Source organism: Methylorubrum populi, from assembly GCA_036946625.1.
Lineage (GTDB): Bacteria > Pseudomonadota > Alphaproteobacteria > Rhizobiales > Beijerinckiaceae > Methylobacterium > Methylobacterium populi_C.
This window is the reverse complement of sequence record JAQIIU010000003.1, coordinates 50,256-65,318: the sequence shown is the minus strand read 5'-3', so window position 1 is coordinate 65,318 and position 15,063 is coordinate 50,256. Positions and strand designations below refer to the sequence as shown.

13 protein-coding genes and 1 pseudogene are annotated in these 15,063 nt (G+C 67.7%); 2 read left to right on the top strand and 12 right to left on the bottom strand.

Annotation, left to right across the window (positions count from 1 at the left end):
- Positions 1-8: 8 nt before the first annotated feature.
- The 6 genes from ugpC to PGN25_11720 all read right to left on the bottom strand — a co-directional run bounded on the left by ugpC (position 9) and on the right by PGN25_11720 (position 7,022).
- Positions 9-1,115: a sn-glycerol-3-phosphate ABC transporter ATP-binding protein UgpC gene (ugpC, locus tag PGN25_11745; protein MEH3118228.1), complete on the bottom strand. Its 1,107-nt coding sequence runs from the start codon at positions 1,113-1,115 to the stop codon at positions 9-11.
- A 52-nt stretch (positions 1,116-1,167) separates the two neighbouring features.
- Positions 1,168-1,983 (bottom strand): carbohydrate ABC transporter permease, encoded by an 816-nt coding sequence (locus PGN25_11740; protein MEH3118227.1) that lies wholly within the window; start codon positions 1,981-1,983, stop codon positions 1,168-1,170.
- A gap of 226 nt (positions 1,984-2,209) precedes the next feature.
- Positions 2,210-3,010: a sugar ABC transporter permease gene (locus PGN25_11735; protein MEH3118226.1), complete on the bottom strand. Its 801-nt coding sequence runs from the start codon at positions 3,008-3,010 to the stop codon at positions 2,210-2,212.
- Between the two features lie 355 nt (positions 3,011-3,365).
- Positions 3,366-4,730: a sugar ABC transporter substrate-binding protein gene (locus PGN25_11730; GenBank protein ID MEH3118225.1), complete on the bottom strand. Its 1,365-nt coding sequence runs from the start codon at positions 4,728-4,730 to the stop codon at positions 3,366-3,368.
- A gap of 218 nt (positions 4,731-4,948) precedes the next feature.
- A complete protein-coding gene (locus PGN25_11725) occupies positions 4,949-6,451 on the bottom strand; it encodes a mannitol dehydrogenase family protein (protein ID MEH3118224.1) in 1,503 nt (500 codons plus the stop codon).
- 442 nt (positions 6,452-6,893) lie between these two features.
- The gene (locus PGN25_11720; GenBank protein ID MEH3118223.1) at positions 6,894-7,022 is read right to left on the bottom strand and encodes a hypothetical protein; all 129 of its coding nucleotides are present in this window, start codon (positions 7,020-7,022) and stop codon (positions 6,894-6,896) included.
- Positions 7,023-7,503: 481 nt separating this feature from the next.
- Between PGN25_11720 and PGN25_11715 the strand changes: the two genes are divergently transcribed.
- Positions 7,504-7,686 (top strand): hypothetical protein, encoded by a 183-nt coding sequence (locus PGN25_11715; protein MEH3118222.1) that lies wholly within the window; start codon positions 7,504-7,506, stop codon positions 7,684-7,686.
- A gap of 116 nt (positions 7,687-7,802) precedes the next feature.
- Here the strand turns inward: PGN25_11715 and PGN25_11710 are convergent, their stop codons facing one another.
- From PGN25_11710 to PGN25_11695, 4 genes are all read right to left on the bottom strand, one after another.
- Positions 7,803-9,140, bottom strand: a complete 1,338-nt coding sequence (locus PGN25_11710) for a dicarboxylate/amino acid:cation symporter (protein ID MEH3118221.1) — start codon at positions 9,138-9,140, stop codon at positions 7,803-7,805.
- Positions 9,141-9,226: 86 nt separating this feature from the next.
- On the bottom strand, positions 9,227-10,666 hold the full coding sequence (gene aspA, locus PGN25_11705; GenBank protein ID MEH3118220.1) for an aspartate ammonia-lyase: 1,440 nt from the start codon (positions 10,664-10,666) through the stop codon (positions 9,227-9,229).
- Positions 10,667-10,888: 222 nt separating this feature from the next.
- Entirely contained in the window at positions 10,889-11,788 is a 900-nt protein-coding gene (locus PGN25_11700; protein ID MEH3118219.1) for a LysR substrate-binding domain-containing protein, read from the bottom strand.
- A gap of 229 nt (positions 11,789-12,017) precedes the next feature.
- On the bottom strand, positions 12,018-12,227 hold the full coding sequence (locus PGN25_11695) for a hypothetical protein (GenBank protein ID MEH3118218.1): 210 nt from the start codon (positions 12,225-12,227) through the stop codon (positions 12,018-12,020).
- A gap of 342 nt (positions 12,228-12,569) precedes the next feature.
- Here PGN25_11695 and PGN25_11690 point away from each other — a divergent pair, with 342 nt between their 5' ends.
- Entirely contained in the window at positions 12,570-14,198 is a 1,629-nt protein-coding gene (locus PGN25_11690; GenBank protein MEH3118217.1) for an EAL domain-containing protein, read from the top strand.
- 71 nt (positions 14,199-14,269) lie between these two features.
- Here the strand turns inward: PGN25_11690 and PGN25_11685 are convergent, their stop codons facing one another.
- Both PGN25_11685 and PGN25_11680 read right to left on the bottom strand, forming a co-directional pair.
- Positions 14,270-14,437: a hypothetical protein gene (locus PGN25_11685; protein MEH3118216.1), complete on the bottom strand. Its 168-nt coding sequence runs from the start codon at positions 14,435-14,437 to the stop codon at positions 14,270-14,272.
- A 329-nt stretch (positions 14,438-14,766) separates the two neighbouring features.
- A pseudogene (locus PGN25_11680) lies at positions 14,767-15,052 on the bottom strand (IS630 family transposase).
- Positions 15,053-15,063: the final 11 nt, after the last annotated feature.

The following is a 15,063-nucleotide window of genomic DNA, read 5'->3' as shown; positions in this document are numbered from 1 at the left end:
GGGAGACTCTACGCCGCCAGCGGATGGCGGACGAGCCGTTTCAGCGCTTTTCCATCGGCCCCGAACAGATGGCAGCCCTCCGGATCGATGCCGAAGGCAATGGTCTCGCCGAGCTTGGCCGGCGCGGCGCCATCGACTTGCGCGATGATTGCCTCCTCGGCGCTTTGCGGAGCGAAGTGGATCAGCGTGACGCCGCCGAGCCGCTCGACATGGCGGATCTGGCCGGAGATCTCGCCGTTCGGATCGAGCCGCATCGCCTCCGGCCGGATACCGAGCGTCACGTCCGCGCCGGGCGCGACGCCGCCGGTCTCGACCGCCACGGCGATCGGCTTCGAGCCGTTCGCGCTCACATGCACGGCATTCCCGTCGGTCGGCCGCACCTTTGCGGCCAAAAAGTTCATGCGCGGCGAGCCGATGAAGCCGGCCACGAACTGGTTGGCCGGGTGGTGATAGAGTTCCAGCGGCGAGCCGACCTGCTCGACGTAGCCGCCCTGCAGCACCACGATCCGGTCGGCCATGGTCATCGCCTCGACCTGGTCGTGGGTGACGTAGATCATCGTGGCGTTGAGGTCCTGGTGGAGCCGTGCGAGCTCTACGCGCATCTGGCCGCGTAGGGCCGCGTCGAGGTTCGACAGCGGCTCGTCGAACAGGAAGATCTTTGGGCTCCGCACGATGGCGCGGCCGATGGCGACGCGCTGGCGCTGGCCGCCGGACAGCTCCTTCGGGCGCCGTTCGAGGTACTTGTCGAGTTGCAGGATGCGCGAGGCCTCGGCGACTTTCCTGTCGCGCTCGGCTTTGTCCACGCCGGCGAGCTTGAGGGCGAAGGCCATGTTGTCCCGCACCGTCATGTGCGGATAGAGCGCGTAGGATTGGAAGACCATGGCGAGGCCGCGATCGGCCGGGGCCACGTCGTTGACGCGGTTGCCGTCGATGTTCAGGTCGCCCGAGGTGATCTCTTCGAGCCCCGCGATCATCCGCAGCAGGGTGGACTTGCCGCAGCCGGACGGGCCGACGAAGACCGCGAACTCGCGATCCTTGATGTCGAGATCGACGCCCTTGATGATCTCGACGTTGCCGTAGCTCTTGCGGACGTTGCGCAGGGTCAGGTTGGCCATCGCAATCACTCCCTCATGCGTCTGCGGGGGTTGGGTCGGCAACGGGCCATCGCTACTTCACCGCCCCGAACGTCAGGCCCTGGACGAGCTGCTTCTGGCTGAGCCAGCCGAAGACGAGGATCGGCGCCACAGCCATGGTCGAGGCCGCCGAGAGCTTTGCGAAGAACAGCCCCTGGGGCGACGAGAAGGAGGCGATGAAGGCCGTGAGCGGGGCCGCCGTCGAGGTCGTCAGGTTGAGGCTCCAGAAGGCCTCGTTCCAGCACAGGATCAGCGAGAGCAGGCCCGTCGAGGCGATGCCCGGCAGGGTCAGCGGCAGCAGGATGTGCCGCACCTCATCCGCCGTGCCGGCGCCGTCCATGCGGCCGGCCTCGAGGATCTCCTTCGGCACCTCCTTGAAGAAGGTGAAGAGCATCCAGACGATGATCGGCAGGTTCATCAGCCCGTAGATGATGATCATGCCGATGCGGGAATCGAGCAGGCCGGTGGTGCGAAACAAGAGGTAGATCGGCACCAGCACGCCCACGGGGGGCAACATCTTGGTGGAGAGCATCCAGAGCAGCGTGCCGCGGGTGCGCTGCGTCGGGTGGAACGACATCGCGTAGGCGGCCGGAATCGCGAAGGCGAGGGCGAGCGCGGTGCCCCCGACCGAGATCACCACGCTGTTGATCGCGAAGGTGATGTAATCGGCCCGGGCCAGCACCTGGCTGTAGCTCTGGGTCGTCGGCGTGAAGGTGAGGCCGGGCAGGATCGCCTCGCTCTCCGCCTTGAAGCTCACCAGGAACATCCAGAGGATCGGGAAGAACAGCAGGAAGGCGACGCCCCAGCCGAGGAGCGCGAGACCGATCTGCCTGGCCGGTGATGCCTGCATCGCTAAGCCCCTCCCTTCGACGCACTGCGCGACCACCCCCACACCGTCATTCCCGGGCTCGCCAACGGCGAGAGCCCGGAACCCATCCGTGATGCCGAGGGTGGGGCTTTCCGTCGTGCCCGGTCGTGGATTGCACGCCTTCGCGCCCCTTCGGGTCCGGGTTCGCCTTCGGTGCCCCGGAATGACGGTGCGGGTGTCGATGTCGGCAGGGACATCATCAAAGCCCTCACACCTCCAGCCGGCGCGCGATCGAGCGGACCAGGAAGGCCGCGACGATGTTGGCGAGGATGATCGCGATGACGCCGCCCGCCGAGGCGCCGCCGACGTCGAATTCGAGCAGCGCGCGGGCGTAGATCAGGAAGGCGAGGTTGGTGGTGGCGTTGCCGGGGCCGCCTGCCGTCGTCACGAAGATCTCGGCGAAGATCGTCAGCAGGAAGATCGTCTCGATCATCACAACGACGCTGATCGCCCGCGAAAGGTGCGGCAGCACGATGTAGAAGAATTGCGCGATCGCTCCCGCGCCATCCATGCGCGCGGCTTCCAACTGCTCGCGGTCCATGGACTGGATCGCGGTGAGCAGGATCAGGAAGGCGAAGGGCGTCCACTCCCACGAGACGATCAGGATGACCGAGAGCAGGGGGTACTGGCCGAAGAAGTCGATCGGCTCCAGGCCGAGCGCCAGGGCGAAGGAGCCGAAAACGCCGTAGATCGGATGCAGGATCAGGTTCTTCCAGATCAGCGCTGCCACCGTCGGCATGACGAAGAACGGCGCCACCGCGAAGAGCCGGGCGATATTGCGGCCGGGAAAATCCTTGTCGAACAGAACCGCGAGCAGCACGCCTCCGACCACGGTGATGACGAGGACGGTGCCGATCAGCAGGAGCGTGTTGATGATCGAGGCCCAGAAGTTCGCGTCGTTGATCAGGTAATTGTAGTTGTCGAAGCCGACGAAGCCCGAGACCGTCGGGTCGAGCAGGTTGTAGCGCTGGAACGAGAACCACAGCGTCATCACCAGCGGAACGATCATCCACAGCAGCAGGACGCCGACCGAAGGCGCGATCAGCGGGAAGCCGTTGATCTTGCGGCTGCGCGCGGGTTTCGCAGGCGCAGTTGCCGCGTCGGCTGTCGCTACGGTGCCGGATGCCATCGCCTAGTGCCCCGCCGCTCTGACGCCAGGAAAGTTCACCCCCGTCATTCCGGGGCTCGCCGCAGGAGAGAACCCGGAATTCACCCGTGATGCTGCGATTGGCGAGGCACGCTCACCGCCGTGCCCGTTCGTGGATTGCACGCCTTCGCGCCCCTTCGGGTCCGGGTTCGCCTTCGGTGCCCCGGAATGACGGGGTGAGTGTCGGAACGCGCCCTGAGCCATCACCATCGCGCCCCTACTTCTTCGGATAGCCGGCCTGCTGCATGGTGCGCGTCGCGGCGCCCTGCGCCGTGGACAGCGCGTCGGCGATCGTGCTGCGCCCGGTCAGCGTGGCGGCCAGCGTCTGGCCGACATTGGTGCCGAGGCCCTGGAATTCGGGGATCGAGACGAACTGCGCGCCGCTCGCGTCCTCGGGCCGCGGGGTCTGGGTCTGTCCGTTGGGGTTCGAGCCCTCGATCGCCTTGAGCACGAAGCCGGAGAAGGGCGCGGCCTTGCGGTACTCCTCGCTCGCATAGGTCGAGCGCCGGGTGCCGGGCGGGGCGGACACCCAGCCCTTCTCCTTGGCGACGAGCTTCACGTAGTTCTTGTCGGTCGCCCACTGGACGAAGGTCCTGGCCGCTTCCTGCTTCTTCGAGGTCGCGGGGATGGCGAGGTTCCAGCTCCACAGCCAGGTGGGGCCGGCCTTGTATTCGCCCTGCGGCATCGCGGCGAAGGCGGTCTTGTCGGCCACCGTCGATTGCGAGGAGTCGTAGAGCAGGCCCGCTGCGACGGTGGAATCGATCCACATCCCGCAGCGCCCGCCGGCGAAGAGCACGAGGTTCTCGTTGAAGCCGTTGGAGGTGGCGCCGGGCGGCCCGTCCTTCTTCAGGATGTCGACGTAATAGGCGATCGCGTTGGCCCAGGCCGGCGCGTCGAGGGCCGGCTTCCAGTCCTGCCCGAACCACTGGCCCCCGAAGGTGTGCACCAGGGTCGTCAGATAGGCCATGTTCTCGCCCCAGCCCGGCTTGCCGCGCAGGCAGATGCCGAAGACCCGGTTCTTGCGGTCGGTGAGCGCGTCGGCGAATTGGCGGACCTGCTGGTAGCTCGGCTGCTCCGGCATTGTGATGCCGGCCTTCTCGAACAGGTCCTTGCGGTAATAGGTCATCGCGCTCTCGGCGTAGAACGGCAGCCCGTAGAGCTTGCCGTTCACCGAGAGCCCCTCGCGCACGGTGCCGATCAGGTCGTCGACGTCGTACTCCGCCGGCAAATTGTCGAACGGGGTGAGCCAGCCTTGCTTGGCCCAGATCGGCACCTCGTAGTTGCCGACTGTGACCACGTCGAACTGTCCGGCGCGAGTGGCGATGTCGACCGTCACGCGCTGGCGCAGGACGTTCTCCTCCAGCACCACCCAGCGGAGCTTGATGTCGGGATGGGCCTTCTCGAACTGGCTGGTCAGCGACTGCATGATGATCATGTCGCCGTTGTTCACGGTGGCGACGGTGATCTGCGTCGGCTCCCCCAGAGCCGGCCCGCTCGAGCCGATCCCGGCGCAGGCGAGTAGGGCAGCGGCGAGCGTCAGGCCTCGGACGCTTGCATGCAGCGAGTCCGAACCTTCTGGCATGGGGCGTCTCCCGTCGGGCGCCGTTATCCAGCGTCCCGGTGATTTATAGTTCTAGGCCGCTGTGCTGATCCGACCACCCATCGTTGCATCTTTCGTGCGATTTTGTTGCACATGCACGAGTTGGGATTGCCACGCTCATCATGGTGAGCATCCAAGCTGACGCAAAACGTCGCCTCGTGCGGCGCTGACGGACACCCGGGGGATCACCCGGCGGGGTGTCACGCCTTGCCGGAAACCTCGTCGAGGGCGGCCGAGGCGCCTTTCTCGTAAAGCAGCTTCAGCCAGCGTCCGACCGGCTCGACGAGGCGCGGATCGTCACCCAGTTCGCCGAACAGGCGTCGGATGCCGAGCAGCGGACGCGGGTCGTCTCCGCCTTGAATCGCCTTCTCCTTCAACTCCTTGGCGAGGGGATGGCGCACATCGATCGGCTGGCCTTGCTCGTCCTCGCCGCGCACCCGCCGCAGCCAGGCCGCCAGTGCCAGGGACAAAAGTTCCACCGGCTGGTCGTCCCGCAGCCGGTCGCGGATCGGATCGACCAGCACGTTGATCGGCGCATCGGTATTGACCCGTTCCACCGTGTCCTTGATCGACGGATTCGCGAAGCGTTCCAGCAGTTTGGCCTTGTACTCGGCGAGGTCGATCCCCTCGATCGCCGGTAGGGTCGGCCCCGTCTCCCGGTCCATCAGGGCCGCCATGAAGCCGGCGATGCGCGGATCGGCCAGGCTCTCGTCGATGTAGGTGTAGCCGCAGAGCCGCCCGACGCCCGCCACCGCGAGATGGCTGCCGTTGAGCAGGCGCAGCTTCATGAATTCATAGGGAGAAACGTCCGGCACGAACTGCGCGCCGACCGTTTCCCAGGCCGGCCGACCCAGCGGAAAGTCGTCCTCGATCACCCATTGCCGGAAGGGCTCGCAGAAGACCGGGCGCTGGTCGGCGAGGCCGTAGCGCTCCTCGAAGGCAGAGACGTCCGCCGCGCGGGTCACCGGCGTGATCCGGTCGACCATGGTGCTGGGAAACCTCGCGTTTTCCTCGATCCAGGCCGCCAGGTCCGCATCGCGCAGCCGCGCGAAATCGAGCACGGCGTTCTTCAGGACCGTGCCATTGTGCTGGATGTTGTCGCAGGTCAGCGCCGTGAAGGCCGGCCGCCCCGCTGCCCGTCGCCGTGCATAACCTTCGACGATCACGCCGATGGCACTCTTCGGCTGGGTCGGGTTCTGCAGGTCGGCGCTGATCAGCCGGTGCTCGGGATCGAGCCTTTTCGTCGATGCATCAAGGCAATAGCCGTTCTCGGTGACCGTCAGGCTGACGATGCGGATGCCCTCGCCATCCATCACCTCCAGCAACTCGGCGGAGGAGTCCGCTGCAAACACCACCCGCGGAATCGAGCCGATCACCGCCGCGCTCTCACCGGACCCGTCGCGCTCCACCAGCGTGTAGAGTCCGTCCTGCGGTGCCAGCGCCTCGATCATCCCGCGATCGCCCGGCATCAGCCCGGCGCCGACGATCCCCCAGCCGAAGGCGGAAGCGTCGGCTTCCATCGTGTCGTGCGTATAGCGGGCCATGTGCGCGCGATGGAACCCGCCGAGTCCAAGATGGACGATGCCCGGCTCAATCGCGGCAGGATCGTAGGCAGGCGCATTGACGCTCGGCGGCAGTCTTCCGATGGTCGCTCGATTGAGCTCGATCCGCGTTTTGCAAGCCATCCGCTTCCCTCGATTCAACGTGGATATCCCCGGCCCTAGAGCAAAGTTCTCCAAGTCAACAAATGCCGACGTGTAAATCCAAAACATACCGCGCCATCGAACGGACTGGCCGCGACCGCACCTCGCCGGCAACCATGGTTCACCGCAGCTCTCACGGCAGTTCGCATCGGCTCGAACTCCGCGAGCGAACCGGAGATATTGCGCCGAAGGCGCGGCTGCCCACCCTGCTCGATGGGCCAAGCACGGTAACGTCCCCCGAGGTGGTGTAGGAGCGGGCTGCCGCTCAGGTGGTCATCGCCGGTCTTCGGCTAGGGTTCGGTTGCGAGCTGAACCTTGAACCGGAGATGACGATGACCGAGACAGGATGGCCCTGATCGAGCTGATCGAGAAGGGGGCGGACGGGGCGATCTCGTGCGCGAGTTCTTGGCCTGTGCGGCCGAGCGCATGATGGAGCTGGAGGTCAAGCGGCAAGATCAAGCTCGGCACGGCGTGGCTGGTGATGTTCAGTCTCGTCTTCTACCTCGTGCTCGTGCAGCCGGATCTCCGGCCGCTTGCCGAGATGGTTCGCCCCTATATCGATGGCGGGCATGACTGCCGGGACCCGGATAAGGCTGCACGCCTCTCGCGGTGCTGATGGTCGGGGCGATCCTCGCGACCCGTCCGGACATCGGCCCGATGATCGCGCGCACCCGCCCGTGGATCGGGGACTGGTGGCGGACCGGAGAGCTGGTGGGGCGGCGCCGGGGTAAGGCGCCCGATTTGAGCGATCACCGGCTCGTGTTATGCTTGCCTCAGGTGAGCCGCGCGCAGTGGCATTCTCTTGCCCGCTGCCGCCCTACCAACCGGAGGACACTCTCTGTGGTAGGACCTGATCCGGCCGGACGTTGACCCTGCCAGCGCCAAGGCGCTGAACTTTCCTGGCAATCGGAACTAAACCGGGCTTCACTTCCGACGCCGTTTCCGCCAGATCGAAGGAAAGGCGTTGCGGTCCATGGGGGTGCTCGGTTTCCGCGAGCTGTCCTACGACCGTCCAAGGCCGACCTGGCATCCGGCTGGCATCCGGAGGGGCCGTGGCCACGAGCGAGCGCGTCGAGATCCGGCAGACGACCATCGACAAGGCCAAGCGCGACGCGGCCGCCGGCCTCAGGCGAGAGGTCGCCGACATCGAGGCCAGGGGCTTGGTCCTGCGCGTCCAGCCATCGGGCTGCGTCTGGCAAGTCCGGGTCCAGCTCGCCACCGTCCGGGCCGCCTGACGCGACGCCCGGACGGAGGTCCTCAGCCGGCGCACGCCGTCCGGAGCCTCGGGAAGCGTGCTTGAGCCCGCTGCCCTGTCAGGTGCAGCGGGCTCAGGGTCGCGCGTCGCCGGGTGTCAGGAGCGGGCGGCCTCGCCGAGCGCCGCGTCCGGAACGTCCGCTCCCAGGCCGCCGGTCGCGCTCGATGCCTCGTCCTGCCGACCCTCGGCGATCTCTCCCTGCCACTTGGCGACCGCCGCGGTGGCCAGCCCGTTGCCGAGCACGTTGGTGACCGTGCGGCCCATGTCGAGGATCTGGTCGATGCCCATGATCAGAAGGATGCCGGCCGCCGGCAGGCCGAACATCGGCACGGTGGCGGCCACCACCACCAGCGAGGCGCGCGGCACGCCGGCGATGCCCTTGCTCGTCACCATCATCACGAGCAGCATCGTGATCTGCTCGGCGAAGCTCATGTGGATGCCGAAGGCCTGCGCGATGAACAGCGAGGCCATCGCCTGGTACATCATCGAGCCGTCGAGGTTGAACGAGTAGCCGAGCGGCAGCACGAACCCGGTGACGCGCGGGCGCACGCCGAACCGGGTCAGCATCTCCACCGTGGGCGGGAACGCGGACTCGCTGCTCGCGGTCGAGAAGGCGAGGATCATCGGCGCGCGCAGCAGGCGCAGCAAGCGCACGACGTGGCGGCCGAGGATCATCCAGCCGACGCCGATCAGCAGCAGCCAGAGCACGGCGAGGCCCGCGTAGAAGCTCGCGATGAACTTGCCGTAGTCGACGAGCACGCCGAGCCCCTGGATGGTGACGACCGCGGCCATCGCCGCGAAGACGGCCAGCGGCGCCAGCTTCATCACCGCGTCGGTGACCTTGAACATCACCCGGGCGAGCCCCTCGAGGAGGTCGACCATCGGGTCGGCGTAGCGCCGGTCGATCGCGCTGAGCCCGAAGCCGAAGAAGACCGAGAACACGAGGATCTGCAGCACCTCGTTCGTGGCCATCGCGGAGACGATGCTCGTCGGGAAGACGTGGGTGAGGAAGTCGCGCAGGTTGAGCGAGGCGGCCTTGAGCCCGGTCTGCGCCCCCGCGTCCGGCAGGGGGAGGTGGAGCGCCGCGCCGGGCTGGAACAGGTTGGCCGCGATCAGCCCGAGCGAGAGCGAGACCACCGAGGCGGTCACGAACCAGCCCATGGCGAGCGCGGCCACCCGCCCGACCGTGCGGGCGTCGCCGAAGCTCGCGATGCCCGCCACGATGGTGGCGAACACGAGCGGCGCGATGATCATCTTGATCAGGCGCAGGAAGATGTCGGTGACGAGGGTGAAGTGGGCGGCCAGCGCCTTGGCCTCCTCCGGGCCGGCGGCCTGCCCGTGCAGGACCGCGCCGACGAGGATGCCGAGCGCGAGCCCGGCGCCCGTGTAGAATGTGAGCCGGCCCGACCGCGGGGCTGCATCGGCGTGCGTCATCGTCTCTCTTCCCTGGATCGCTCTTGGTTCGCGATGAAAGAGGGATCCGGCCGCTGGCGTGGCGGAGGCGGATCCCGAAGCGCGGGTCAGGCGATCGCGACGACCGGCGCGAGGGCCTGGGGCCGGGTCAGCCGCTCGGGCTGGAGCACCGCGTCGAGTTGCTCGCGGGCCATCAGACCCTTCTCCAAGACCAGCTCGTAGACGCCGCGGCCGGAGGCGTGCGCCTCGACCGCGACCGCCGTGGCGTTGCGGTAACCGATGTAGGGGTTGAGGGCCGTGACGAGGCCGATCGACCGCTCGACGCCGGCCCGCAGCCGCTCGCGGTTGGCCGTGATGCCGCGCACGCAGTTCGCGTCGAGGGTCCGACAGGCGGCCTCGAGATGCGCGAGGCTGCGGAACAGGCTGTAGGCGATGACGGGTTCGAAGGCGTTGAGCTGCAACTGCCCGGCCTCGGCCGCGAAGCTGATCGTCACGTCGTTGCCGATCACCTCGAAGGCCACTTGGTTCACGACCTCCGGGATCACCGGGTTGACCTTGCCGGGCATGATCGAGGACCCCGCCTGGCGCGCCGGCAGGTTGATCTCGCCCAAGCCCGCCCGCGGGCCGCTCGAGAGCAGGCGCAGGTCGTTGCAGGTCTTCGAGAGCTTCACCGCGACGCGCTTGAGCACCCCCGAGACCTGGACGAAGGCGCCGCAATCCTGCGTCGCCTCGATCAGGTCCTCCGCCGTGACCAGCGGGATGCCGGCGATCCCGGAGAGCCGCTCGCACACGAGCGCGGCGTAGAGCGGGTGCGCGGTGATGCCGGTGCCGATGGCGGTGGCACCCATGTTGATCTCGCGGATCAGGAGCTCGGCCTCGCCGAGCCGGGCCTCGTCCTCGGCCAGCATCCGCGCGTAGGTGCCGAACTCCTGGCCGAGCGTCATCGGCACCGCGTCCTGGAGCTGGGTGCGCCCCATCTTGAGGATGTCGGCGAACTCGGCCGCCTTGACCTCGAAGCTGCCGCGCAGGACCGCCATGGCCGCGACGAGGCGGCGGATGGCGCCGATGGCGGCGATCTTCAGGGCGGTCGGATACACGTCGTTGGTGCTCTGCCCCATGTTGACGTGCTCGTTGGGGTGCAGGTGCTCGTAGGCGCCCCGCCCGTGGCCGAGGAGCTCCAGCGCCCGGTTGGCGATGACCTCGTTGGCGTTCATGTTGGTCGAGGTGCCGGCCCCGCCCTGGATCAGGTCGACCACGAACTGATCGTGCAGCGCGCCGGCCCGAATCTCCTCGCAAGCCGCGACGATCGCCCCGCAGCGCCGCGCATCGAGCAGTTCGAGTTCGAGGTTGGCCAGCGCCGCCGCCTGCTTGATCGCCGCGAGGGCGCAGATCAGATCCGGGCAGGTCGCGAGGGTACTGCCGCTGATCGGGAAGTTCTCGACGGCGCGCAGCGTGTGGACCCCGTAGTAGGCCAGCCCCGGGACCTCGCGATCACCGAGGAGATCGTGCTCGATACGCGGTGGGACGGCGGTCGGGGGCTGGGTCACGGTTTCCTCCTCGGTCCCGCACGGGGACGATCCAATGCGGCCCGAGCCGCGTGGGATGCACGGCCGGATGCCGACGGTTGGCACCGCATCGGACGGGTGATGATCGGGTCTGGAGCGCCGACCGCCGCCCCGGTTCGGATCTGGATCGGCGGCCGCGCTTGCCCCGGCCGCACCGGAATAGGCCCGGCGAGGAGGCGCCGCCAATGCTATGTCGGAACCAAACTATTCCTGTTGCGAATAATCTGGGCTTTCGAGTACGGCGGCGTCCCACACGGCGTCGAGGAACGGGCGTCCACGCTCGGCGCTCCGGTAGAGGCGGATCTCCATCGGCATTGCGGGCGCGACGACCGTGAGCGTTCCGGCCGCGAGCTGTGCCGCCACCAGGCTGTGCGGCAGCCAAGCCAGACCGTGCCCGGCGAGAGCCATGGTCCGCAGGCCCTCGGCCATCGAGTTCTCGTTGGTGTGGGCGGAGTAGGTGGTGGGCACCCCGTCCTGAGCCTGGGCGAGCGCGGCGAGGTGTCCGAGGAAGGAGCCTCGGGAGTAGTGCAGCAGTGGCAGGCGCCCCTCCGCGTCGGGCTCGAGCCCGGTCGGAACGGCGACCGCCGTGAGGCTGTCCTGGCCGATGACGCGGTAGGGGTAGCGTCGTGCGTCGAGGGGGATCGGGATGCCGGGATGGTGATAGGTCAGCAGAAGGTCGTAGCCGCCTTCGACGAGGGCCTGGACGCAGATGTTGAAGTTCTCCGGCAGCACGCGGCTCGTCAGCGGGCCGACCGCGGCGCGGACGCCGCCGAGCCATTGCGGCAGGACCGAGAGGCAGAGCGAATGGAGTGCCGCGATCCGGATCACGGGCAGGCTCGAGCCCTCGCCGGTGCTGCGGAAGTCGGCGCGGCTCAGCGTGAGCAGGCGCAGGACCTCCTCGGCGGTCTCGCGGAACTGGCGCCCGTCGGCGGTCAGCGCGATCGGATAGGTGCTACGGTCGACGAGCGCCGTGCCGAGCCAGATCTCCAGCGAGCGGATGCGGCGGCTGAAGGCCGACTGCGTGACGTGTCGCGCCTCGGACGAGCGCGAGAAGCTGCGGGTCTGCGCGAGGCTGAGGAAATCCTCGATCCACTTCAGTTCCATCGTGAGACACCGATGTTCCCGCAGACCCGCACGCCTGAGCTGGCCGGCCCTTGCTGTTGCCCGGCCGCTCCCGCTACGCAAGGGATCATCGTCCGTGATCGCAGGCGCCTGCGGCCGCTCGAGCAGATGAAGTCCGTGTCCTGTTTTGCGAGCCCGCGACCGCCACACTCCCATTGGTGAGGGGATGCAGCGGCGGCCCTGCTTGAGACGGGCGGCAAGCGTCCGAACCTCATTCTCGCTCGTCGAGACCGTCGATGAATGCCTTGTCGACCGCCCTGCCCTGCCTGTGCCCGGCACACTCCCGGAGTTCTCGCGCGAAAGCAACGGACTGCTCGACAAGATCGGGCTTGCTTTCCATTTCGGATATCCCGCATATGCCGCAATGAATATCTCCGAAGACGTCCATAGTCGAACGAATTGGCGTCATCAGGCGCTTCATCGCTCATATCAGAGGCGATCCGAAACTCTATCCTGTGAGGTCACTCCGAATTAACCGGACGGGCAAATAAAGCCTCTCGCTACAGACGATCTTAAAACAACCCGTGTCCGTCTGGGACCGAGTTGCGCGGCATTGCGCTGCCGCGCGCCACGATCAAGGGAGCGTGGAATGGACGGTCTGAGCCTTGCCCTATCGAGCGATTTCGGCGACCTGGACGAGCGAGACGTAACCGGAACTGCGCTGCCATCCGGTCGCTGCGGCGCTTGGCCCGGCGACACCTCGCAGATCATGGACGGTGACTGGACCGAGCAGTTCCAGCGTTTCGAAGCAGCGCTTCATTACATGAATCAGGGCTTGTGCATGTTCGACCGGCAGGCGCGCCTCGTCGTCTGCAATCATAGATACCGGGAGATCTTCGGCATCCCGGAGGATTATCCGCTGTTCGGGAAGACCCAGGAGGAGATCTGTGGCTTCCTCGTCGCCGACGGCCGCTATCCGCCGTCCATCACGCTCGAGACCATCAGGGAAAGCGTGCGTGGCGCGCTCACGCGACCGCGCGCCCTGCCGGTCTTCCGGGAGCTTGCCAACGGCCGGATCGTCTCGATCCTCTACCGCTCGATCGAGGGCGGCGGCTGGGTCTCCACCTTCGAGGACATCACCGAGCAGAAGCGCAGTCAGGCGCGCATCCAGCATCTTGCGCGATACGACGGGCTGACCGACCTTGCCAACGCCCGGACCCTTCGCGAATCCGGACGCGCCCTCTCGACCGGAGGGGCGAAGGGCCTGCCCGTTCTGGCCTGCCATTACTTGGACATGGATCGGTTCAAGTTCGTCAACGACACCTACGGGCACGCCGTCGGAGACGAGTTGCTGCAAGCCGTCGCGGCGCGCTTGCGGGCCACCGCCAGACGGGACGATGTCGTCGGCCGGCTGGGCGGCGATGAGTTCGCGCTGATTCAACGCGTTCCCGACGTGACCGCGGCTCTCGCCTTCGCGCAAAGGCTCGTGGCCGAGATCGGCAGGCCATTCGAGTTGTCGAGCGGGCGCATCGAAGCCGGTGTCAGCATCGGTGTGGCCACGCACGAGGATAGGGACGTGGCGGCGGACGTCGAACGCCTGCTCCAGAACGCGGACCTCGCCCTGCGCCAAGCCAAGTCGCTGGAACGCGGCACGGTCTGCGCGTTCGAGCCCGCCATGTCCGAGACGGCGCGGCAGCGCCTCGCCCTCGAGCGCGAGCTGAGCGCGGCCCTGGCGGCCGGGCAGATGCAGGTGCATTACCAGCCGCTGGTCGAGATCCAGGATGGCCGGATCATCGGGGTCGAGGCCCTGGCGCGCTGGGAGCATCCGGAACGCGGGTTCATCCCGCCAGCCACGTTCATCCCACTCGCCGAAGAGGTCGGGCTGATCGTGCAGCTCGGCGAGTGGGTGCTGCGCCGGGCATGCCAGGATGCGGCCCGGTGGCCGGACCACGTGACCGTGGCGGTCAACGCCTCCGTCGTGCAGGTCCGGCAGAAATCCTTCGCCGACGCGGTCCTCGCGATCCTGGCCGAGACGGCCTTCCCGGCCGGCCGGCTCGAGATCGAGATCACGGAGAGTTCGCTTCTGGAGGAGAGCGAGACGACCATGCAGACCCTGCACCGGCTGCGGGAGGCCGGCGTGCGGTTCGCCCTGGACGACTTCGGCACCGGCTACTCCTCGTTGAGCTACCTGCGCCGCTTCCCCTTCGACAAGATCAAGATCGACCGGTCGTTCATGCGCGATGCCGAGACGAGCGCCGACGCCCTCGCCATCATCCGCGCGGTCGCCGGTCTCGGCACGAGCCTCGGCATCACCACGCTCGTGGAAGGCGTCGAGACCGAGCAGCAGCTTCTGCTCGCCCAGGCGGAAGGGCTGAAGCAGGTTCAGGGCTACCTGTTCAGCAAGCCGATACCCAGGGCATGCATCGCCGAGATGATGGCCGGCCGCGCTTGATTGTCCATCCCATCGCGCCCTGACCTCCAGATCATGGGGCCGCCGCTGCGCGGCCCCTGCTCCTTCGGCGGTCAGGCGAAGGGATCGAATTCCAGGATGACGCTGGCGGAATCGCCGTCGAACTCGTCCGAGGGCATGGCGCCGTAGCCGCCGTCGGCCTGGAAGAGCACGACGCAGACCATCAGGGTGCGGGCGAGGTGGAAGGCGTGGCTGCGGGCGAGAGTGAGATCGTGGGCCATGACCGGGCTCCCGTCCTGCGGCGGGGCCATCCCCGCTCGACGGGCGCCCGACGTGTCCGGACGCGGCCGCGATCACCGCGAAGGCGTCAGCCGCAGCGGCCGCCCGCGCATGCGGAGCGGACCCCCCTGAGGGTTGATCGTGGAAGGCTGCGGGCGTGACCACGGGATCGCGCCACTGAGAGCGGGGCGGTCCCCCGCACGAGCGGTGTGTGCTCCGTGCCGGTGTCGAACCCGTGCCGCTTCACTGTCGCCGCGTTTCGATCACCCCCGTCTGCACGGTAAAGCCGCGGCGGTCGCAGCCCGGACCATTGACCTCGCCCGCCGTCACGCGTGCCCACCCCCACCGTGAGGCCGTGCTCGTCCCGCAGTCGGGCGCGCATCTCCGCCAGGGTGATGTCGGCCTTCTCCGCGATCAGGCCGCGCAGGAACGCCTCGTGCGGATCGAGCTTGGAGCGCCGCGCCCGCCCCTGCGGACGGGCGGCCACCGTCCCGGTCGTCGTGAGCGCGGCCATCCAGCGGATGGCGATGCCGACCCCGAAGCGGGCAGCGGCTTGACGGCGCGGCGGCGGCCGCCGCCACCCGCTCGCGCAGGTCCAAGCTGTAGGGGCGGCCCATGCATCGCTCCG